This window comes from Bacillus sp. SA1-12 (genome assembly GCF_000981385.1).
In the GTDB taxonomy this organism is placed as follows: domain Bacteria; phylum Bacillota; class Bacilli; order Bacillales; family Bacillaceae; genus Metabacillus.
Genome location: NZ_LATZ01000129.1, coordinates 218,466 through 241,469, shown reverse-complemented (window position 1 = coordinate 241,469; position 23,004 = coordinate 218,466). Strand labels below are relative to the sequence as shown.

Sequence of the window (23,004 nt, the reverse complement as noted above, 5' to 3'; positions counted from 1 at the left end):
CTTTTTAGGAATAATCGCTGATGTCAATTAGGGATTGAATGAATAATATCATTATTAGAAACCAGACGAATTATGCCTTTTCATGATAACTCCCCATTTATTTTTGACATGAAATCATTTGTTTTCTATAGTTATATAAGTCGGTCTTTCTAAAATCAAAGGAGGAGCCTTTATGGCAAGTAAAGTTGACTCACGTGAAAAGATTCTTCAAACAGCATCAAGACTTTTTCAGTTGCAGGGATACCATGCAACAGGATTAAATCAAATAATTAAGGAAAGCGGTTCTCCTAAGGGATCCCTCTATCATTATTTTCCTAACGGCAAAGAAGAGCTTGCAATTGAAGCTGTTAAATATACGAGCCAATACATTGAATCAAAGCTGAAAAGATCCATGGATTCAGTTTCTGATCCGGTAAAAGCAATCCAATTATTCATTCTTGAAACAGCCAACCAATTTGATCATCCAGAGAAAATTGAAGGAATTCCTGTCGGATTGTTAGCCAGCGAGACTTCCTTATTAAGTGAGCCTTTGCGTGAAATATGTGTGCAGTCCTTTAAAAAATGGGAAACCATTATTGCTAATAAGTTAATCGAAAATGGGTTTAAAGACGAAGCAGCGTTTAAACTGGGAATGTTGATAAATGCAATGATTGAAGGAGGAATTATGCTTTCGATCACAAATAAGGATAAAACACCCCTCCTCACCATATCTGAAACCATTCCACAAATCTTATTGAAAAAAGGGTAGACATCTTTCAACCCTTTCATCTAAAATTATATAGACTGGTCTATTTTTATTGCGTGAAAGGAGTATTGTTATGACTAGTATTCTTACAAATATGCTTCCACAAGAAAAAACTCCCTACTTACTTAGAAGTGGTGAAGGGAATCGCTATCTTTTAGGGAGACAGGTTGCCACTGTAATGGCTGATGCAAATAGCACAGGAAATATCTTTGAAATGGTACTCATTTCAGGTGGAAAAGACGATGCTTTTTCTCCCCATCTACATCACGAAACTCACGAGGGAATAATTGTCCTTGAGGGGCGACTTGAACTAACACTAAACAACGAGCATCATCTTCTTACATCAGGCGATTATGCACATATTCCAGCAGGAACAATACACAGTTATCGCATGAAGAGCCATAGAACCCGGTTTGTTTCTTACACGGCAAAAGGTGAAACAGCAAAGCTTTATTCTATTATCGGAAACCCTTACGATAAGGTGGAATATCCGCCGCACGGGAGCAGCAGCCTTTCTTCAGAACGTTTCACTGAAGCTGCTGCCAAGGCTGATGTAAAATTTATCAATGAAGACCATTTATCTAAACCTGCTGTACTTGTAACGAATACTGTACGACCCGATCAAGTCATTCCATATGTGCTTGAATCTGGAGAAGGTGATCGTCTCCTAACCGGTGACCAATTACATAGAATTGTTGCCGCACAAACAAATACTGATGGACAATTTATTATTGTTTCTTCTGAAGGTCCTAAGGGTGAACCGATTGTAGAACATTACCATGAACATCATACAGAAACCTTCTTTTGCCTCGAGGGACAAATGACAATGTGGGCAAATGGAGAAGAAATCCAACTAAATCCTGGAGATTTTCTGCATGTACCTGCCAATACGATTCATTCATACCGTTTGGATTCACATTACACGAAAATGGTAGGACTGTTGGCATCCGGCTTATTTGAGCCATTTTTCCGAACATTGGGTGATCCATATAACCATTATATATTCCCTAATGAACCCCAACCTTTAAGATTTGATAGAGTACTAGAAAAAATTGATAGATTGGATTTGAAGGTAGTCAGCAACCACTCCAAGTAAAAGGCATGAGTAAGAGATCTCTCTTGCTCAAGTTTCGTTTAATTGGAGAAAAATGATGTAAAATAAAAGGAGAACATACATGCAGCAAACAATGATAAGCACCGAACAAAATCATCGCGATTAGCTAATCATGGTCCTTGCTTTCGCTTTAGTAATTTCGGTCATGAATTCAACTATGTTTAATATGGCCATTCCAACGATTACAAAAGAATTTCTATTAAAGCCTTCCGGCTGTTTCAAAATAAAAAATACACAATTGGCATTCTTGTTTCAGGCTTGAGCTCAGGGATAAGCTTTGGTATTCCATACTTAACACCGCTTCTCCTGCAAAATGTCAATGGTCTATCAACAATTATTAGCGGCTTCATCATGTTTCCTAGCGCTTTATTAGCAGCCGCCTTAGGGATGAAGGCTGGCAGATTAGCAAGTAGGAAAGGAAACAATGTTTTAACCTATACAGCCTTAAGTAGCTTTTTAATTGGTTACACGCTTTTATCACTGATGGCAGGATTAACTCCTTTTGTTATCATAATTGTCTTGGTATTTGCCTGCACGGGGCAGACGTTTATCCAAATCTCTTTAGCCTATACGGTTTCCCGCACATTACCAAAAGATCAATCCGGAGTAGAAATTGGCGTATTTATGATGACTAACTTTATTGCAGGTGCCGCGGCCACCACATTCATTAGCAAAGCATTAGAAATAAAAGATTCTTCCCTTCATTTAAATCCTTTTTTACAAAATCAAGAAGGCTTAAATTTCAGTAATATTTATGATGTATAGGCCTTGCTTATCATTTTCGTCTTTCTTATTTATTTAAGGCAATTTAGGAAGGTTTCAGGTCAGAAGGCTATTAGTAATCAGTTAAATTCGGAGAGGAATTAGCTTTTTTAATCAATAAAAGAAGCTGCCTCAAAAAGGTCTGGTTCCTTTTGGTTTTGAGACAGCTTCTTTCTAGTGCATTTTAAAACATGCAGTATTATCTGGGTATTTTTGTTAACTTACGAGGATAAACATTTGTCCTTTCAGCCCATTCTTCCCATGTTTTTTTCATTTCATCTGCCAGTACTGGATATTCATCCTTCAAGTTATGCATTTCTGTTCGATCATTTTTAATATTATAAAGTTCCCAATCTTTTTCTCTTACTTTTGATAGTTTCCATTCTCCCTGACGGATACCGCAATGTTGCTCATGCTCAAAACAAAGAATTCTTTGCGGAGTATTCTCTCCTGCTAAGATCGGCATTAAACTTTCTCCTTCCATCGGAAGAATGTTTTGGCCCTTATATGTTTTAGGATAAGAGATACCAGAAATATCAACAAAAGTAGCCATAAAGTCGATAAAATGTCCTGGACGATGATCGATTTCTCCCTTACGCTTCACCTTATCTGGCCAATGAGCGATGAAAGGCGTACTTATTCCTCCCTCATGACCATAGTGTTTATATAAACGAAGAGGTGTACTACACGCATTCGCCCATCCTGAACCGTAACTATGATAAGTATCAGGGCCGCCCATTTTCTCTAGATCCTCCTTACGATGTAAAAAATTAGACGTTGTAATCCAGTCATCAAATCCCCATGGATCCCATTCAGCACATGCTCCATTATCAGAGCAAAATAAGATTAATGTATTGTCTAATTCCCCATTCACACGTAAATTTTCAATTACTCTCCCGATGTTCTGATCCATACGATCGATCATCGCAGCATAAATAGCCATTCTTTTAACTAAATCTTTTTGACGATCTGGATCAATGGAATCCCATGGCGGATTTGTTCCATAAATATCCCTATCCCTATTCCAATATTCTGATCTCGGTGTTAATAACGTACTTTCAGGCACAATTTGCAGCTCTTTCATTCGTTCTAAGCGCTCTTCCCTAATTTTATCCCAGCCTTTCTCGTATACCTTTTCATATTTAGCAATCTCCTCTTTCGGAGCCTGTAATGGAAAATGGGGTGCATTATATGAGAGGTAAAGGAAATATGGATGTTCATCCTTACGGGATTCCTCAAGGAAATCTAATGCATGGTCTGTTATGGCATCTGTCGCGTAAAATTCACCTTCTTTATAACTGCGTTCTGGTCGGCCTTCGGGCAAACGTATGTATTCTTTTTTATCCCAGAAACTTGTAAAGCCTCCTAAAATACCGTAAAAATCATCAAATCCTCTTTCAATGGGTCCAATTTTACCAACATGCCATTTACCAGATAAATACGTGTGATAATCGCCTTCTCTTAACACTTCAGCCAAAGTAACGCACTGATCTTTCAAATAGCCGCGATATCCTGGAGTTTCACGATCCTCTGTCATCTCTCCTACACCAGCTTGATGCGGATATAATCCGCTTAACAACGAAGCCCGGCTTGGACAACAACGAGCTGAGTTATAAACTTGGGTTAAACGTAGCCCGTCAGTAGCAAGGTGGTCCAAATTTGGTGTATTGATCTCACCACCAAAACAACCTAAATCTGAAAATCCCAAATCATCTGCGAGAATCAATATAATATTAGGATTGTTTACCGCCATTCCTATCCCTCCTAAATTTTTTTGAATTTAATTCTTTAAATCTAGTAGTACCGTTATCTGTTTTTATCTGTGAGGTAATTTTTCTAATTAAGAAACAAATTGTGTAAACCTAGATGTTTAAATACACCAAAAATATGTTTTAATACAAATATTCTGTAACTTTAGTTAAAAGAATACGTTTACATTCCTGTTTTGTCAACAATAATTTTCTTTATTAAATGAATGACAATTTAAATACACTTAAGTAAAATATCAAAAAACAACCCAAAATCTGAGTATTGAAAGATTAAGAGCCTCCATTTTTACCTTATTCTGTATAACTGTAAATATTAAAAAATTCTTTTAATGCATTTAGATTGTTAATGAAGTGGAAAAACAGTAAAAATACGATATTTGTTACAATAAACCTGTATTAAATTAATTTAATTGTACAGTAAAACAATATCAATTAAATATAGCATTCCTTTTCCGTATACCTTGAAGCTGTAATTAACCCTTTTTTACTCATGCAGCATAAATAATGACTCTCTTATAAAATAAAAAAATACTTGTAGCAAAAATTGTTAAGAACGAATATACGTTTGCTGTTATAGTAAATGTAGGGTAGGTGAAAGGGAATGTATTATGCGGCCAGTATACAACAAACGCTTGATTATATTGAGGAGAACTTGCAGGAACAAATTACTTTAGTGAAATTAGCAGAGGTTGCTTGTTTTTCTCCTTTTCATTATCATCGTGTATTCCAAGCAATTGTAGGAGAGTCTGTGATGGATTATGTCAGAAAAAGAAGGCTCACTTATGCGGCGGAACGTTTATTTTATACAGATGAAAAGGTAATTACAATAGCAATTGAGGCTGGTTTTCAATACCAGGAATCTTTCAATCGGGCGTTCAAAAAGTTTTATGGCGTTTCAAGGAGGCAATACCGAAACGCCAAACGAATATCTGGACCCTTACGTGGTAAAGCCTGCCTGAATATATTACCCTTATCAGGAGGATATAGGATGGAACCAAAATTAATCACTAAACCAGCTTTTCACATCATTGGATACGAACTAAAAACGAAGAATGTGAATGGTCAAAACAATATCGACATTCCGGCATTTTGGCAGCAGTACTTGCAAAATGAATTGGGCTCAAACATTCCAAATCCCATACACAAATGTGTGGAGCTAGGCATTTGCACTGATTTTAAACCTGAAACTGGCGAATTCGTTTATATCATAGGAATGGAAGTAGAGAAGGATACCCAAGCTCCTGAAGGAATGGTGTATAAAAGTTTCCCAGAGCTGGAGTTCGCGGTATTTACTACACCAAAATCAAATGAAGAATCGTTTACCGCTTCTATTCAGTCAACATGGAATTATATTTTTACAGAGTGGTTTCCGCAATCAGGCTATGAACATAGTGGATCAGTAGAATTCGAGCTGTATGACGAAAGATGCCATGGAAGAGAGAACAAAGAAATTGACATTTACATTCCGTTCAAAAAACGAATTGCGAAACTAAAAAAATAAATTATATATGTAGGTACAGCTGCATTAATAGAATTTACTAAGTTAAAAAAATCCCAATTTCTAAAGATTCATCCAAAGAAATTGGGATTTTCGAATGATCTAAATATCACTTTTAAATCATGTCGCTTTATAAACTTTTTCTTCTTATACTAAAATATCCCAAGCCAGGCATGCCAATTCCCTGTATAAATCAAGAGGAACGATCATACTTTTTGGTTGTTGGGTTATTAGTTAACTAGTCCAAAAATAAGCCTACAACAATTTTTGCTCGCTTTACAAAATCAGGAATACATAGAGGATTACAGTCAATTGCCCAGCGAAGTTTATCAAATGCGTTTAATAAGATGAGTGTATGTAAATCTTTTTCCATTGAAAGAAATTGCGATCTGGTGATCCCATAGCCCTCTAGGAATGCTTGAAATTCAGCTGCATTTAACTTCCCATCAATCAGACATTGCAAGCAAAGAATAAGATCCCAATGAGGAACAATATTAACTGCTGCACTGCCCCAATCTAGTAAACTCACCAAACCATCTTTATTAACAATCGTATTCTTTAAAGAAAGATCGCCATGAGTCAAACCAAACTGAAATGGTTGTTCTAGCAGCCTTTCAAACCGTTTTTTTATTGTTTCAGATTGGTGGATTGTCAAAATACCTAATTTAATCAGCTCATCCTCTGCAGTTAGGCTATTAATATTGTATTTTATATACCCTAACCATGTTCCATCAAAGTTTTCATGTAATGGCGCTTCAAACGCACCGCTATCTCTGTCTGCCAATATTTCTCCAAAGCCACTGACTTTTATTGAATGAAAGGCTTTTGTATATTGCCCTATTTTTCTCCATATATATTTATTTTCAATTTGTGAGTTTTCACCATGTTCACCCTCTACTAAAGAGAGAATCATATATGGAGTCTCACCATATTGTCCAACCGCCAGCACATCTGGACTTGGAATACCTGATTGAATTGCTTGATCTATACACCATGATTCCTTTTCATATTCTATCATTGCCCTTCGATCATGATTCAATCTAACAACAATTTCATTATTGTTTGACCGTACAATAAAAAGTTGATTAACAGATCCCTTTCCTACAATAGGATCTATTGAGTTTATTGACTCCTGTAAATAGGCGGAGGCTATTTCTTTGGCAATATTACTATCTAATTTAGTCATTTCTTTACCACCACATTTCGATTTTCTTTCTAAAGCCCTTTCATTCCAATTATCTCCTAATTATGCGATTAACTCAATCATTCTATTTGATTGAACATTTCGAAGCGGCACTTTTCCTTTCCCTGTAATATCATAAATAATAAGCCAGAGTATAAATGGATACATAATTGAATAAACGTGCACAATGATCATCTTAACGAGGTTCATGAAATAAGTAATGGTGCCAAATCGATAGAATTGGCACCACATCTTTTTTCTGATATTTAAATTCAAAAAACAGATCATCTTACACCTCAATCATCACTGCATCACCCTGCCCGCTGCCCGAGCATATAGCTGCTATTCCCACACCGCCTCCGCGTCGTCTTAATTCATAGGCCAGTGTTAAAATAATACGTGCACCGCTCGCTCCAATAGGATGTCCAAAAGCAACTGCACCCCCGTTTACATTCACTTTTTCAGGATCAATTCCGGCAATTTTTATGCTGGCCAGCGCTACTGCTGCGAAAGCTTCATTAATTTCATATAGATCAATGTCCTCGACTGATTTTCCTGTCTTCTTTAACAATTCGTTTATTACTAATCCAGGTGTTTGCGGAAAATGTTCTGCTTCAACTGCTACCTCAGCGTGAGCAATGATGCTGGCTAAAACTTGTTTTCCTTCCTTTATCGCACGGTCCTCATTCATCAAAACAAGTGCCGCTGCTCCATCGTTAACTCCAGGTGCATTTCCAGCTGTAATTGTGCCGTCTTTTCCGAACGCTGGTTTCAGTTTTGCCAGCACTTCTTTTGTTGTATGCTCACGCGGGGCTTCATCAGTATCAACAATGATAGGATCTCCTTTACGCTGAGGAATTTTAACAGCCACAATCTCTTCACGCATTGTACCGCTTTTTATCGCTTCCAACGCACGTTCATGGCTGCGCACAGCCCAGCTATCCTGCTCCTCACGTGACAGTTCAAATTTCTCAGCTGTCAGGTTGCCATACGTCCCCATATGCACACCTGTGAAGCTGCAGGATAATCCATCGTGAATCATCAAGTCAACCATCTGTGCATCTCCCATTCTAGCCCCAAAACGCATATTAAAGGCTGCATAAGGAGTGTTGGACATTGATTCCATCCCCCCTGCGAGGATCACCTCTTCGTCCCCCAAGCGGATCATTTGATCTGCAAGCGTCACACTGCGAAGTCCTGAAGCACATACTTTATTAATTGTTTCTGTCTTCACATTCCAAGGAATACCTGCTTCTCGGGCAGCCTGACGAGAAGGAATCTGACCCTGCCCTGCCTGCAGAACATTCCCAAAGATGACCTCATCGATACTTTCAGGAGCAACGTTTGCTCGTTTCAAGGCTTCCTTCATCGCAAAAGCTCCAAGCTCTGTTGCCTTTAAGGACGAAAGTGCTCCTCCAAATTTACCGACCGGAGTCCGTGCTCCATCTAAAATGACCGTTTTTGCCATCTTATTTAACCCCCATTAGTTCTGGTGCCACGGTAAAGGCTGCTTCCGTTTTTTCCTTTATTTCCTCAACCGTTACACCGCCAAGTGTTTCCGTTAGCACCATGCCTTCTTGTGTAAAATCGAAGACACCTAGGTCTGTGATTAGTGTGTGTACTACATGCTGTCCAGTCAGCGGCAAGGAACATTTCTTCTTAATTTTACTTTCTCCGTGTTTGTTCACATGCTCCATAATGACGACCACTCTTTTGGCGCCATTGACAAGGTCCATTGCCCCTCCCATTCCTTTTACCATTTTTCCGGGAATCATCCAATTGGCAAGATCTCCAGTTTCAGAGACCTCCATTCCGCCAAGGATAGCTAGATCAATATGACCGCCACGAATCATTGCAAACGACTCCGCACTATCAAAATAAGCTGCTCCTGGAACTGTTGTAATCGTTTCTTTTCCAGCATTGATTAAATCCGGATCCTCCGCACCAGCAAACGGATATGGTCCAATACCAAGCAGACCGTTTTCTGACTGCAATAACACACTGAAGTTTGCGGGTATTTCATTTGCCACCAATGTAGGCATTCCAATACCAAGATTGACATTCATCCCATCTTTTATTTCCTGAACCGCTCTTTTTACTATCGTCATTCTTTTATCGCTCATTTTCTTCACTCCTCCCTTTGTTATGCTTCTTGCACTGTCAATCTCTCAATTCTTTTTTGATAATTTGTACCAACTAGCAATCTCTGAACATAAATACTTGGTGTATGGATTTCTTCTGGATCCAGTTCACCTGGTTCTACGATTTCTTCAACCTCAGCGATGGTAATTTTGCCTGCCATTGCTGCTAATGGGTTAAAATTACGGGATGTTTTTCGGTACACAAGATTACCGAGCGTATCCGCCTTCCATGCTTTTACAAGGGCAAAATCTCCAACGATACCGCGCTCAAGCAGATAGGATTTTCCGTCAAATTCCTTTATTTCTTTTCCGTCAGCAATTTGCGTCCCAATCCCTGTAGCCGTATAAAAGCCAGGAATACCTGCACCGCCGGCTCGTATTCTTTCTGCTAGAGTCCCTTGCGGTGTTAACTCCACTTCCAATTCCCCGCTTAAAAATTGCTTTTCAAAAATTTTGTTTTCCCCTACATATGATGAGACCATTTTTTTGATTTGCTTATTAGCAAGTAATAGACCTAACCCCCAATTATCCACTCCACAGTTGTTACTTACGACGGTTAAATCCTTAGTTCCTTGATCACGTAAAGCTTGAATCAATTTCTCTGGAATCCCGCACAATCCAAAGCCTCCGACAATTAAGGTCGAGCCATTATGAATATCTGAAACCGCTTCCGAAAATGAAGTTATGACTTTGCTATTTTTCATTCATTTCTCCTCCCAATATTTACTGGACAAAGATACCACTACTTTGAACATTCCTTATGTAAGAGTTTACATTCAGTGTGTTTATAAGTAAAATACATAAAAAGAATAGATTGCATGAATAATTGGAATAAATATAGGGGGTTCAATAAATGGAATTACGAGACCTTAAAGCCTTTATCGAAGTGACTAATCATCAAAGCTTTACAAAAGCTGCTGCACATTCCTATTTGTCACAGCCTTCTTTTAGTAAGGCGGTTAAAAAGTTAGAGGAAGAACTGCATGTTGAGTTATTCGACCGTTCAACCAGGCACCTTCGGTTAACAGATGCAGGAAAAATTGTTTACCAGCAAGGGCAAAAAGCACTCTCCTCTTTGTCAGAGATAAAGATATTACTAGACGAACTGATGGATATTGCAGCAGGTGAGATAAGGATGGGGATTCCGCCTCTGATCGGTACCTTGTTTTTTCCTGACATCGCGCTAAGGTTTTATGAAAAATATCCAAATGTATCACTAGAACTTGTCGAGCTCGGTGCCAAACGAATTGGCGGACTCGTTGATAACGGACAAATCGATCTCGGCATCATTGTCCTTCCAACAAACGAAGCTTCCTTTCATTGTTATCCATTTTTCACCGATGAATTTGTTGCATATGTTCATAAAGACCACCCAATTGCTGGACAAACGTCAGTATCGTTGAGTAAATTAGAAAAAGAACATTTTATTATATTTTCAGAAGAATTTACCCTCCACGATTACATTAAACAAGCATGTTTAAATGCAGGCTTTCATCCCACTATTGCCTATCAAAGCTCTCAGTGGGACTTAATTATCGAACTCATCGCTGCCAGACTGGGAATCACTTTGCTTCCAAAATCAATATATAATAAGCAAAATAATCCGAACGTTTGCATTATTCCCTTATCTGAACCGCTTTATTGGAAATTAGGTATTATAACAAAAAAAGGTGCGTATCATTCATTTGCTTTGAGAAAGTTACTGCAGATGCTGGGAGTGGGTGAGGAATAATAGGACATAAAGAGATGTTAATATACAAAATAAGGCATATCTTCTATAACAAAATAATATTCTATTTCTAGTAAAGATTTATGGTGCTGCAGAGCATCGAGTTTTCATTTCTTCCAGCCATTTAAGTTGTTCGCTTAACAAGGGGGCGATATAAAGAAATGACCGTTTCCATTAGCAACTTTATGTTGAATTTCCCAGAAAAAGTTACCGTAAATGAAGTTGGACCCAGGGATGGATTGCAAAATGAAAAGACCTTTATCTCTACAGAGGATAAAATTGCTTGGATTAATCAATTATCTCAATGCGGCTTACCTTATATTGAAGTAACTTCCTTTGTAAACCCGAAGTGGATTCCTGCATTAGCTGATGCATATGAGGTAGCAAAACATATAGAGCGTGTATCAGGCGTTACCTATGCAGCACTGGTCCCCAATGTGAAAGGATTGCAGCGTGCATTAGATGCTAATATCGATGAGATCGCTGTTTTTATGTCCTCAAGTGAAACACATAATAAGAAGAATATTAACAAATCAATTAAGGAAACATTTCCTATTATAGAAGAAGTCGCAAGAGAAACTCTAGCTGTAAGAAAAACAGTTCGCGGATATGTTTCAACTGTTTTTGGCTGTCCATACGAAGGATCTGTCACTGTCGAAAAAGTAATCCGAATAGCAGAGACTCTATTTGAAATGGGCATTAGAGAATTATCGCTGGGTGATACAATCGGTGTGGCAAATCCATTGCAGGTGCAGAAAATGTTAGAAATTCTTCTTAAACGCTTTCCTTCTGAACGATTAGCCATGCACTTTCATGACACCCGCGGTTTGGCAATGGCAAATGTTCTGGTTTCCTTGGAAATGGGGATCACTAGTTTTGACGGGTCACTTGGAGGGCTCGGTGGTTGTCCATATGCTCCTGGTGCATCTGGAAATTTAGCAACCGATGATTTGTTGTATATGCTGGATGGAATGGGCATTAGGACAGGGATTAATCAGGAAAATCTATTAGATGCAGCTAAATTCATACAAGAGAAAGTGGGAAGGCCATTACCTAGTCATACTTTACAAGTCTGAATAGATCCTTTTGCATTTAAGAGATAAATAATCTCTTATGTAACAAGGAGGAAATGTTGGTAAAGGTCCTCTGTAGCATGTTAGCCATTCTGTAAAATTAAAAATAGAAATGGAAAGATGCAATCATCTTCACTATTGCATGGAAACTGGATTAGCTAGTGTTCAATATAATGAAATACCTTGACAAGTTTCAGAGTTGATTTTAAACTCGTAATGTAACTTGAATAATAAAACCTTTTTAGGACGTGGATTTTTCTAGAGATAATCTCTATTTTCGCCACACAACTGCCTTTTGGCAGTTGTGTGGCTTTTTTTTATGTAAATTTAAACGTTCATTTTTATAGCGCATGGTAATAGCAAGGCTGTGGAGGTTTTTCTAAAGCTGAACTTCTTATCTACCCCATAGCTACTATTGCGCTGCTAAAGCTCTTGAAATAAAGGAAGGGATGTAGTTATGAAAAATTGGCATTATGCATTAGTCGTATTTTTAGGAGGCTGTTGTTACGGGATATTATCAACTTTTGTTAAACTTGCCTATTCGGCAGGTTTTGAAGTTACTGAAGTAACCGGAGGACAATACTTTTTTGGATCGCTCATCCTTTGGATCATGGTCTTCTTGACGAAAAAGAAGAAATTGACATTATCTCAAGCTTTTAAACTTTTAGCATCTGGGATACCATTTGGTTTGACTGGTGTGTTTTATTATCAAGCTCTACAAACACTTAATGCTTCACTCGCAATTATCTTTTTATTTCAATTTGTTTGGATTGGAACCTTGTTTGAATTTATCTTTTTTAAGAAAAAACCAGCAAAAGATAAATTGGTTTCAATTGTTATTCTCTTAATCGGCTCAGTTCTAGCTACAGGCATTGCTTCAGTTGGGGGAGTTGTTGTTTCATGGGATGGTACGATATGGGCATTGCTCTCTGCCTTAACATTTACAACATTCATTTTTTTAAGCAGCTCTGTTGGAAAAGGCACTCCTCCTGTTATGAAAAGTGCGTTTCTTTCGACCGGTGGGTTAATTGTTGTTTTCCTAGTGTTTCCACCAACATTTTTATTTAATTTACCCGTCTTAACGGGAATAGCACCGTACGGATTATTGCTTGGCTTTTTTGGTGTTGCTCTGCCGCCGCTGTTATTTTCAATCGGCATGCCAAAAATTGGTCCCGGACTCGGCACAATCTTAACAGCATCTGAACTTCCGGTTGCCGTTACAATGTCTTCACTCATTCTGGCTGAACATGTAAGCTTGTCACAATGGATTGGTGTTTCTCTCATTTTAGGAGGAATAGTCGCCGGAAATTTGAAGTTTGCAACCCCAAAGCAAAAGCAGGCTGAAGTACAGACAAGGTCTATCTCGTAAAATTAAATGAAAATAATGGGCTGATCTTCAATTAAAGAGACCAGACATCTAATTATGTTAGTATCCGAATAGGTGGGTTAAATGATAAAAAGCATTACTCCCATGAACTTAAGGGACTAATGCTTTATTATCTCTAATTTTAATATCTAGAATTATCTAACATCTGCTAAAACTCGGAATCCGCAGTTGCTTGTAGAACTATCAGGTGTATTGGAACTTCTTGCTGCTACACGGTAACGGTTACAATAAGAAAGATGACAAAGAAATGAACCTCCACGCATAGATCGGCTCCCTGTTGGTTTCGTATATCTAGGATTATCTTTGGTCGTTTGCCTATGATACTTTGGCGAAAACCAATCACTGCACCACTCCCACACATTCCCCGACATATTATATAACCCATATCCATTAGGTTCAAAGGTGTCTACTGGGGCTGTACCAACATACCCGTCACTAGCATTGTTGGTGGCAGGAAACGTTCCTTGCCAAATATTACAGCGATGCTCTCCGTCTGGTTCTAGCTCATCTCCCCAAGGGTATATTTTTTGTTCTAATCCCCCGCGTGCCGCATACTCCCACTCCGCTTCTGTTGGCAGCCTTGTCCCAGACCACTTACAATAAGCATTTGCATCATTCCAAGATACATGCACAACAGGATAGTTTAATCGATCAGTGATCGTGGAATCAAATCCTTGAGGCTTTTTCCAATATGCCCCCTCAACTGGCAGCCACCAAGGAAGTCCCTGTGGAACCTGTTTTATTTTTGCTTTCACTTCTTTCGAAGCCAGTAAATGGAAAACAAAAGACCATCCAAATTGTTCCGCTTCTGTAATATACCCTGTAGCTTCCACAAAGGCTTGAAAATCTTTATTTGTTACTGTATATGGAGAAATAGAAAAGTCATTTACCCTTACCCTACGAACCGGACCCTCCCCATCGCTTGGAAACCCTTCTTTCGTTTCAGTTCCCATTAGAAAATCTCCGCCTTTTATGTGAACAAAATCAGATAAATCGATTGGATCTTTTTCCCTTTGAGGGGTATTTAATTTTAGTTGATCATCTATATTGTTTCTGCTTACGCTACAGCAAGATTTTGGCATTTGTTCTAACACTGTTACAACCCTCCATATTATTTTAAATGATGAACATTAGGATTTTTTGATCCGGCTCCTAGCTATTTCAAATTTCTTTAATAGTAAAGTAATTCAAACATCAATATTAATCTATCATAAACAAATTATACCTTAGTCCAGGAAATTACTAAACAAAGGTACAACACCGATCTTATTAATATAAACTTCGATACTATAATCCTTTTATTCGAACATAAAAAAATTAACAACTTTGTCTCCCAAAGAGTTTGCAAAATATGGACATCAAATCGAAGTTCAAGAATAGTTGATTAAAGGAGGGGTCCGTTATCTTTTACCCCTAGTTTATTGTAATTAAATTCTCCCTTGGAAATGGTAGATATTTTTCTATATCTTTAATAAATAAACGTCCCAAAAATTCCTGCACCCACAATTACTAAAACCGGGTGAATCCGAAAATATAGGAGAGCAGTCAGAGATACCCCAAAGATCATTAGCATGCTTAGCATGTCCCAGGATATAGAAGAGGATATAACACCATTCGAGATAGCTATTTTTATAGCTGCATAGAGGATTAAACTTGTCACAATAGGACGCAGTCCATAAAATACTGATTTAACAAGCTTGTTTTTATGGATTTTATATAAAAACATAGCAATGATTAAAATAAGCAACAAGGATGGTAAACTAATAGCAATAGTCGATATAATCGCCCCGGGCAAACCGGCAACCTTAAACCCTATGATGGTGGCACTATTGGAAGCTATCGATCCTGGTGTCATTCCAGCTAATGCCACTGCATCGGTAAAATCAGTCAAGGTTAACCAGCCCCTGCTTGTCACTTCTCTTTCAATAACCGGGATCATCGCGTAGCCTCCGCCAAATGACACGGTTCCAATGATAAAAAATAAAATAAATAACTCTAGCAGCATATTTACACCTCCTACAAACCAACTTTTTGCTTGATTTCATACAACAGATCCGTCATTTCTTTTTCCTCATTCTGTTCATAATCACTTTTTTCTAATTTCACAAAAACCCCTAGTTTTTCTTTCACTTTAATGATCAGAATTCCTAATATAGCACCTATTAAGATAATAAAAACCGGATGCCAATGAAAAAACAGCATGGCAATAAACATACTGCCGGCAAGTAGGGATGTTGTCTTATCTATTAACGATGTACGTGACATTTTGATCCCAGCATAGACAATTAAAGCAACAGTTGCTGAACGGATTCCGTAAAAAGCGGCCTCAACATGAGGGTTTTCCTGGAAGCTTGCCAGCATGCTACTAAGAAATAACACGATGATAAAAGTAGGAGTCAATGTTCCTAATGCTGCCGCAATTGCGCCTCTTAATCCGGCAATACGATGTCCAACAAAGGTTGCAGCATTTACAGCAATAGCACCAGGTACAGTCCCAGCAATGGCGAAAACATCTGTCAGATCTTCACTTTTAGCCCAATTCCTTTTATGAACCACTTCTTTTTCAATAATCGGAAGCATGGCATAGCCTCCACCAAACGTAATAGGTGAAATTTTAAAAAAGGTCCAAAAAAGGTGAACGATTATTTTCCATTCTTCCCTCATCAATATCAACTCTTTTCTTCTATATATCTAGTGAAAAGTGTAAACTTCTTATTTTCATAAAACAGTTAATGTTCTTATCTACTACGATATCATGGCTAAAACATAAGGTAAATTGCAAGAAGTGCATAGGTTATAACAGATCGTTATACCTCGTACTTCTTTTGAATCCTTATGGTAATATTGTATATATACGAATTATCGGACTTTCAATGAGCAGGGAGGAATTTGTTTGAATATCGAAAATCTAAAAATGTTTTGTTTAGTCGTTGATGAGGGAAGCATAAGCCAGGCAGCAAGACTAAGCTTTGTGTCTCAACCTGCGGTAACAAGACAAATTCGCCAATTGGAGAATTATTATGGAACCCTGCTATTCGACCGGACGGAAGGAAAATTAATTGTTACGGAAACTGGGAGAATTCTTTACCCTTTTGCAAAAGCGATAATTAATGACTTTAACCGTTCTAAAGAAGTGATTCAGCATGCGACAGGTGAGTATCATTCTAGCCTCCGTGTAGGAGCATCCTTAACAATTGGGGAATTTTTATTACCTAGTCTGCTCGGCCGCTTTAAAAAGCAGACACCTGATATAAAAGTTTCGCTTACCATTAAAAATACACCAAGTGTGCTGGAAGATTTAACAAATGATGTCATCGATATCGCATTAGTTGAAGGACTGGTTGAGGATGAGGATTTTATTGTGGAGAAATTCGCTGATGACGAATTAGTCCTCGTTTATCCTTCTGACCACCCTTGGAGTGAACGGTCTGAAATAAAGATTGATGAACTAGCAAATGAACGGATGATTTGGCGCGAGTCCCTTTCTGGTACTCGTTTGATTGTTGAAAGCACGTTAAAAGAACATGGAGTACTAGATAAAATTGAAAGCTATATGGAAATTAGCAGTACCCAAGCCATAAAAAGCGCGGTTGAATCAGGTCTTGGGATTAGTATTCTCCCTAGGCTAACAGTAGTAAGAGAATTAGAATTAGGCTATTTGAAGGAAATGAGAATAGCAGGAATACATATGAATCGAAGCTTATGGCTTGTGAAAAAACCACAACGATTTCATCGAATTGGAGTTTCTCGATTTGTGGAGTTTATACAAAAATAAGTTATATCATTTTTGAGGAAATAATAATGCTATATGCAAAAAAAAGCCTAATTTCTCTCCTTGAGAGGCAATAGGCTTCATTGAAGAATTCATACATTTATTAATTTTAAATACAGATAAATTTGGTCAGTCTGACTTGTTGTCTTCTGCTAATTCTTTAAAAACTTTATATTGAGTCAAAAGGGATGGATTACAATTTAAAACCCTAGGATCTTCCCTTTGCTCCCTCTCTTGTCAAATTCATTTGAATTAAGGGTAATTAATTGTATATATTTCATATTCCTATAGATTTATTTCCTTTGCTGCCCTGACAACTCAACCAACTTCCACTTTTGTGACTCCACCTGTTTCCAATCATGAATCTCAACAACCGTTTCATTTTCCAGGTTACCACCTGGGACTTCTAATGCTTTGCCGCTGTTTAACACGTTAAATGAGACGGTGCCATCCCAATGATCGGTAATTCGCCAATGTTGGTTTCCATACCCAAAATACTCCCATATTTGAACATCATCTCCATTTGATACCCCTGAAGCGTCCAACACCTTTCTGCTTTTCGGTGAGAGAACTTTATAATTTCCAGATCCAACACCTTGAAAATTCCATTGTTGATTCACGGAGCCATCGATAGAAAACAATTTTACTTTTGTTCCATTTGTCGTTCCATTAACAGTAAGTGCTTTATTGCTGTTAGCAGCCACAATACCATATGAAATCCGACTATTCACGACTGTAGATCCAATTAATTTTCCATCAGTTGTTTTAGCCGTAATAAATGCCCTTCCCTGTCCTAGCATCTTTACTTTAGCATGACGTTCATCTATTTGTTTCACTTCGGCAATTTCAGGATTACTTGATTGCCATTTCATTTTTTGATTCTTAGATGTACGAGAGAGAGTTGTTGCAGATATCGTATGTGTTTCACCAATCCCTAGTTCAAGCTTTTGATGATCCATAACAATTTTGTTTGGTAATTCCCCTTCTTGTGACTCATCCTTCCAAACCCCTGCTATAGGATAGATAGTTAATGAAACAATTTTTACATTTCCTCCTTTCGTAAAAAAGCTCATTCCATTACTCGCACCATCTGGAAAAACCACATTGGAAAAAACAGCTTGACCATTATTGCCAAATGCCTCGATAGATGATTCATCCACAAACAATCTCATCTTAATTCGATTATTTTGCGGCTTAACAGTTGTTTCATGAAATGTAGAAAATTTTTCAGAAAAGTCGATTACACCTGATTTTGAACGGTCAAAAAACATCTTTGAATTTGTTACATTATATCCAACAACTGTTTTTTGCTCATTGGATTCTCTAAGCTGGAAGCCAAATTCGGCTGCTCCATTTTCCTCAGGGAGCTCAAATTCTGCGATCATTTCAAATGCTGTTCCCTTAACTCCTGACAGCAAGTTCATTTCATGCGGTTTTACAATCTGGTTGCTCCAGGAATAAGCCAGTCCTCTTAGCTGTTCTAATTCCTTGATCGGCTTTTGAAACAATCGTACTCCTTCACCTGGAACCGTCTCTAAAGTTAATTCACGCGGAATAGACATCTGCCCTTGCCAAGGGGCTGTAGGAAAACTGAACGGATAATCCCAATTACTCATCCAACCTAATGAAATACGGCGTCCATCCGATTCTGGAATATCAGAAAATGACATGGCTGCATACATTTCTTTTCCGAATTCATTTTTTAATACAGTACCAGCTGGGTAATCGCTTACAAAACGATTTCCATCAAATGTTCCTACAAAATACTCAGAATCTGATCCGTTCGTTTTTGGATTTGCCCCTGTACTTATAGACAACACCCATTTTTTTCTATTTTCATCTCCATCAACAGGCAGCTGGAAGAAATCAGGACATTCCCAAACTCCGCCTCTGACATAATCACCATAGCCAAATGATTCAATCATTGTCCAATTCAATAAATCTTTTGAAGTAAAAAATCGAATATGATCCCCTCCAGAAACAACCATCACCCATTGGTTATGATCTTCATCCCAAACAACCTTTGGATCCCGGAAATCCCAGCCTCCGCCTCCATAAAATTCACCAATATTTGGGATGATCGGATTTTCGTCATAAAATTCCCATGTCCGTCCCTTATCACGGCTATAAGCTACAGCAATCTTTTGATCGCCATTATGCTTTTCAGGATTAAAGGATGTATAAAAAGCAATTAAACCAGAGCCAGCTTCATCAAACAAGCCTGAAACATTGTTCTTATCAACAACTGCCGATCCTGACCAGGCATGTCCCATCTCATTCCAAGGAATGGCGATCGGTAATCTCTTCCAATGTACAAGATCTGTACTAACTGCATGAGCCCATTTTCCCCCATCTTGATGAAAGAGATGATATTCTCCTTCATAATAAACCAAACCGTTCGGGTCACTCGCAGCACCTCTTGCCTGGGTAAAATGATACTGCGGCCGGTAAAGTTCTGAATAATAGTCATCATAATTTGTTGCATACACGTTTTGAAAATAAGCTGTTCCATTAAAAACATTTAATCCAAACTTTCCGCTCGTATATGCAGCATCTTTAACATGTATAACAGGTTGTGCATATCCATCCAGATAAATCTTTAACGTTTCACCATGTGCTTGAATTTCAAAATGATACGTTTTCCCAACCTCAACCTCACGATTTGCCACTCCAATTGTGCGATCCCCATAAAGATCCACTAAACGAACTCTGTTTAAATTAGAATCAATAGTGATCATGTATCCTTTCGTTGCATCCGAATTTGCACGAAAAACAAGCCCTGCTGTGCCATATGGTGTATTGGCATCTACTTTTACGTCTCCTTCTAAAACGAAATCAGCTTCCGTGCTTTCAGCAACACGGTACGTATGATCTGCCCCATTGCTAACACCCTTAATTCCATCAAGATGAGCTGTCCATTCTCCGTTGTATGAATTCCACCCATCTAAGTTTGTCTTTAAGTCACTTACGACAATATTTTGAAAGACGACAGTCCCATTGTCTGCATGCAGCCCTAAATACCCTTTTGTATAGGTATCATCCTGAATATTCAAGATCGGTTCCGTACGATTCTGCCAATATACTTTTAATGAAGCACCTTCGGCTTTTATTTGAACATGATAAACTTGATCGGTTTCAATTGACACTTCTCTTTCAGCAAGCTTTTTCTTATTATTTGTGTCATACAAACGAATGCGATCATCATTTGCATCTATTTGCAAGCCGTAAGCCTGTGAACCCGTTTTATTTGACCTGAGAATCAAGGTTCCAGCTGCGTTTGCATCGCTTACCATTACATCCGCTTCATATTTGAAGTCGGCTGCAGATGTTTTTGTTACTGCATAAAGGTCATCTGCTGAGTTAGCATCTGCAACAAGGCCTCGTGAAGAATGTTTCCATTTGTCTTCTTGCATTTGCCACCCGTTCAAATTTGTTACTGTTTCGTTTACAGACACTTGATGAAAAAAGGCAGACCCATTTTCAACAAGAAAGCCTGTATATCCTTTTGAGTAACTTTTATCCTTCACATTGAAAATCAGTTTTTCATTGAAAAATATCTTATATACCGCTCCGTCTCCGATTATTTTAACTTTATAGCTTTTACCAGCATCCATTTCTTTATCGATTGAATCAACCAGACTTGAGCCGTTTTTCATTGCAACCATATTTATTTTGTTCTTTTTTGGATTAAAGCTCAGCCTATAGCCTTCTTTGCCGGATTGATTCGCATGAAAGACGATCGAGGCAATTGCGCTAGGTGTAGAAGAATCAATTTTTACTTGTGCTTCATAGACAAAATGATTTCCAATCTCAGTTGTCGATAAGTTAATAGCAGGCTGTTTTTTATCAGTAGCACCCACTAGTTCTCCGCTTGACTTTTTCTTCCAAGAACCTGTAAGAGGTAAATAACCGAATAAAGCTGTAGACTGTTCAGATGCCTCTGCTCGATGAAAGAGGTCTATCGACAATGTTGACAAAGCAAATATAACCAGCATAATAAGTGTCATCCCTTTTATTTTCTTATTATTCATTTCATCACGTCTCCATTTTTAAAGCGCTTTCAGAAAGCGGGTTTGTTAAAGGATTGAAGGTAGAGTTTCCCTCAATCCCTCTTTATTTTCTATAACTTGTCTCATTAGGTTCACTCAATGATTACTGATCTGATTAGAGTAGTGCGATCAAAAGAAGGAATAGTCGTAATCGCTTAAAGGCCAATGTAAATGATCGATAAACTCATTTCAACTCTTACTCCCTTTCAATTCAGTACGTTTAGAAACTCTTTTTCGATTAACCCCATATTGGATCAAGATCAGTTAACTCTAAAGTACTCACCTTTATATTGCCGTCATATGGATGTAAAAGCAGTTTTTTACACCCTTCACTAGGGAACAATAAGCTTGTCACTGCTGCCTCCCCCTCATTAGCAAAGATTTCAATTGATGAAGTATCAATGAATAACTGTAATTTTATTCGATGATTTTTACTCTTTAGAGGTGCTTCTTGAAGAACGGGAAAGGATGATGAAAAATGATGTTCACCTGAATTCGAGCGGTCAACTATTAATCTTTCGTCTAAAACATCATACTGAATCTTCATATGTTCTAGGTCAGAATACTGAATGATCAGGTCGAATTTCTCAGTATTCAGTTGTTCAAGCTCAAGATTGATCTCCATCAATGGACTCGTCATTTCAAATGATACCAGCTTGTCAGATTCAACGATCAAGTTATGATGCACAATGCGATCTCTTCTCATTAACCGAACTTCTGATACCGGCCTTTGAAACAAGCTAATTCCTTCGTTACGCGAAATTAAAGTTACCTCTCGCGGAAGTGTCATCACACCACGCCAATCTTTAGTTGGTACATGGTTTGCATATCGCCAATTGCTCATCCATCCAATATAAATTCTTCTGCCGTCTGTACATGGGATATCTGACCAACTAACACCCGCATAGTTATCCATGCCGTAATCTAACCATAGAACCGTTTCATCATCATGATCGTTGAAAAACGTTACTCCATCAAATTCACCAATAAAATATTGTGTTCTTGAACCTTCTTTGCTAGTTCCTGTATCTCCAATACTGACCAGCATGACCCATTTGGTTTTATTCTCTTCATTCTCTACCTGTAAAGGAAAGAGGTCCGGGCATTCCCAAAACCCAGCATGGGAACCAGCATTGCTTCCAAATTCACTTGCAAACTCCCATTCTATTAAATTAGGAGAAGTGTAAATCGTAACCGATTGACCAGTAGCTAGGATCATGATCCATTTTTTTGTAGAATCATGCCAAAACACCTTAGGGTCGCGAAAATCGGTTTTCGTTTGGTCTGAAAGAACTGGATTATTCTCATATTTTACCCACGTTCTCCCATTGTCTTTGCTGTACGCTAAGCTTTGCCGTTGACGCGGCCGATTAGAATCAGGATAACTATCATTACTGGTGTATATTGCGACCATACCCGGCTGATCATCATCGAAAAATCCTGATGTATTCTGCCAATCAACTACAGCACTGCCAGAAAAAATGGTTCCGTGTTCATCCGGGTACAACGCAACCGGCAGTTGTTCCCAGTGAATAAGATCTTTACTAACCGCATGTCCCCAGTGCATTGGTCCCCAAATGGTATCAAAAGGGTTGTACTGATAAAACAAATGGTATTCATCGTTAAAAAACACCATGCCATTTGGATCGTTCATCCATTTTTCATCTGGTGAAAAATGAAATTGCGGACGATATTGTTCTTTTAATTTTTGCATCATTATTCTTCTCCTTTTTATTAAACTATTCATCTAAAAAAGGCTGTAGCTTCAAAAAATTCATACAG

Annotated in this window: 19 protein-coding genes; 8 read left to right on the top strand and 11 right to left on the bottom strand. The window is 38.1% G+C overall.

The features are described 5' to 3' along the window. Positions 1-172: 172 nt before the first annotated feature. The 3 genes from WQ54_RS26700 (at position 173) to WQ54_RS32195 (ending at position 2,624) form a co-directional block, all read left to right on the top strand. Positions 173-748 (top strand): TetR/AcrR family transcriptional regulator, encoded by a 576-nt coding sequence (locus tag WQ54_RS26700; protein ID WP_046589040.1) that lies wholly within the window; start codon positions 173-175, stop codon positions 746-748. Between the two features lie 70 nt (positions 749-818). Next, entirely contained in the window at positions 819-1,841 is a 1,023-nt protein-coding gene (locus tag WQ54_RS26695; RefSeq protein ID WP_046589038.1) for a quercetin 2,3-dioxygenase, read from the top strand. Between the two features lie 210 nt (positions 1,842-2,051). Next, complete coding sequence (locus WQ54_RS32195; protein WP_084822339.1) at positions 2,052-2,624, top strand: MFS transporter; 573 nt, start codon at positions 2,052-2,054, stop codon at positions 2,622-2,624. A 196-nt stretch (positions 2,625-2,820) separates the two neighbouring features. Here the strand turns inward: WQ54_RS32195 and WQ54_RS26685 are convergent, their stop codons facing one another. After that, a complete protein-coding gene (locus WQ54_RS26685) occupies positions 2,821-4,374 on the bottom strand; it encodes an arylsulfatase (protein WP_046589037.1) in 1,554 nt (517 codons plus the stop codon). Between the two features lie 617 nt (positions 4,375-4,991). Between WQ54_RS26685 and WQ54_RS26680 the strand changes: the two genes are divergently transcribed. Continuing rightward, on the top strand, positions 4,992-5,891 hold the full coding sequence (locus WQ54_RS26680) for an AraC family transcriptional regulator (RefSeq protein ID WP_046589036.1): 900 nt from the start codon (positions 4,992-4,994) through the stop codon (positions 5,889-5,891). Positions 5,892-6,126: 235 nt separating this feature from the next. On the opposite strand, the gene WQ54_RS26675 is transcribed toward WQ54_RS26680, so the two are convergent. From WQ54_RS26675 to WQ54_RS26655, 5 genes are read right to left on the bottom strand one after another with little or no spacing between them, the layout of a single operon-like run. Beyond that, complete coding sequence (locus tag WQ54_RS26675) at positions 6,127-7,074, bottom strand: phosphotransferase family protein (RefSeq protein WP_046589034.1); 948 nt, start codon at positions 7,072-7,074, stop codon at positions 6,127-6,129. 60 nt (positions 7,075-7,134) lie between these two features. Then, positions 7,135-7,347, bottom strand: a complete 213-nt coding sequence (locus tag WQ54_RS26670) for a hypothetical protein (RefSeq protein ID WP_156178164.1) — start codon at positions 7,345-7,347, stop codon at positions 7,135-7,137. Positions 7,348-7,360: 13 nt separating this feature from the next. Beyond that, complete coding sequence (locus WQ54_RS26665; RefSeq protein WP_046589030.1) at positions 7,361-8,539, bottom strand: acetyl-CoA C-acetyltransferase; 1,179 nt, start codon at positions 8,537-8,539, stop codon at positions 7,361-7,363. 1 nt (position 8,540) lies between these two features. Beyond that, entirely contained in the window at positions 8,541-9,194 is a 654-nt protein-coding gene (locus tag WQ54_RS26660) for a 3-oxoacid CoA-transferase subunit B (RefSeq protein WP_046589029.1), read from the bottom strand. A gap of 20 nt (positions 9,195-9,214) precedes the next feature. Beyond that, positions 9,215-9,916: a CoA transferase subunit A gene (locus tag WQ54_RS26655; protein ID WP_046589026.1), complete on the bottom strand. Its 702-nt coding sequence runs from the start codon at positions 9,914-9,916 to the stop codon at positions 9,215-9,217. 149 nt (positions 9,917-10,065) lie between these two features. On the opposite strand from WQ54_RS26655, the gene WQ54_RS26650 reads away from it, so the two are divergent. The 3 genes from WQ54_RS26650 to WQ54_RS26640 all read left to right on the top strand — a co-directional run bounded on the left by WQ54_RS26650 (position 10,066) and on the right by WQ54_RS26640 (position 13,383). Next, entirely contained in the window at positions 10,066-10,944 is an 879-nt protein-coding gene (locus WQ54_RS26650; RefSeq protein ID WP_046589024.1) for a LysR family transcriptional regulator, read from the top strand. 158 nt (positions 10,945-11,102) lie between these two features. Beyond that, positions 11,103-12,017, top strand: coding sequence for a hydroxymethylglutaryl-CoA lyase (locus WQ54_RS26645; RefSeq protein WP_269431593.1), 915 nt, complete (start codon positions 11,103-11,105; stop codon positions 12,015-12,017). Positions 12,018-12,471: 454 nt separating this feature from the next. Beyond that, complete coding sequence (locus tag WQ54_RS26640; protein ID WP_046589022.1) at positions 12,472-13,383, top strand: DMT family transporter; 912 nt, start codon at positions 12,472-12,474, stop codon at positions 13,381-13,383. Positions 13,384-13,535: 152 nt separating this feature from the next. Here the strand turns inward: WQ54_RS26640 and WQ54_RS26635 are convergent, their stop codons facing one another. The 3 genes from WQ54_RS26635 to WQ54_RS26625 form a co-directional block, all read right to left on the bottom strand. Then, a complete protein-coding gene (locus WQ54_RS26635; protein WP_046589115.1) occupies positions 13,536-14,483 on the bottom strand; it encodes a formylglycine-generating enzyme family protein in 948 nt (315 codons plus the stop codon). Between the two features lie 386 nt (positions 14,484-14,869). Next, positions 14,870-15,406 (bottom strand): chromate transporter, encoded by a 537-nt coding sequence (locus WQ54_RS26630; protein ID WP_046589020.1) that lies wholly within the window; start codon positions 15,404-15,406, stop codon positions 14,870-14,872. A gap of 11 nt (positions 15,407-15,417) precedes the next feature. Further along, positions 15,418-16,065: a chromate transporter gene (locus WQ54_RS26625; RefSeq protein WP_046589018.1), complete on the bottom strand. Its 648-nt coding sequence runs from the start codon at positions 16,063-16,065 to the stop codon at positions 15,418-15,420. Between the two features lie 229 nt (positions 16,066-16,294). Between WQ54_RS26625 and WQ54_RS26620 the strand changes: the two genes are divergently transcribed. After that, positions 16,295-17,176 carry a LysR family transcriptional regulator gene (locus WQ54_RS26620; protein WP_046589016.1) on the top strand — a complete coding sequence of 294 codons (882 nt, stop codon included), beginning with the start codon at positions 16,295-16,297 and terminating at the stop codon, positions 17,174-17,176. A 290-nt stretch (positions 17,177-17,466) separates the two neighbouring features. Here the strand turns inward: WQ54_RS26620 and WQ54_RS26615 are convergent, their stop codons facing one another. Both WQ54_RS26615 and WQ54_RS26610 read right to left on the bottom strand, forming a co-directional pair. Further along, positions 17,467-21,204 carry a GH32 C-terminal domain-containing protein gene (locus WQ54_RS26615; protein ID WP_052737989.1) on the bottom strand — a complete coding sequence of 1,246 codons (3,738 nt, stop codon included), beginning with the start codon at positions 21,202-21,204 and terminating at the stop codon, positions 17,467-17,469. A gap of 256 nt (positions 21,205-21,460) precedes the next feature. Beyond that, positions 21,461-22,939 carry a glycoside hydrolase family 32 protein gene (locus tag WQ54_RS26610; protein WP_046589015.1) on the bottom strand — a complete coding sequence of 493 codons (1,479 nt, stop codon included), beginning with the start codon at positions 22,937-22,939 and terminating at the stop codon, positions 21,461-21,463. Positions 22,940-23,004: the final 65 nt, after the last annotated feature.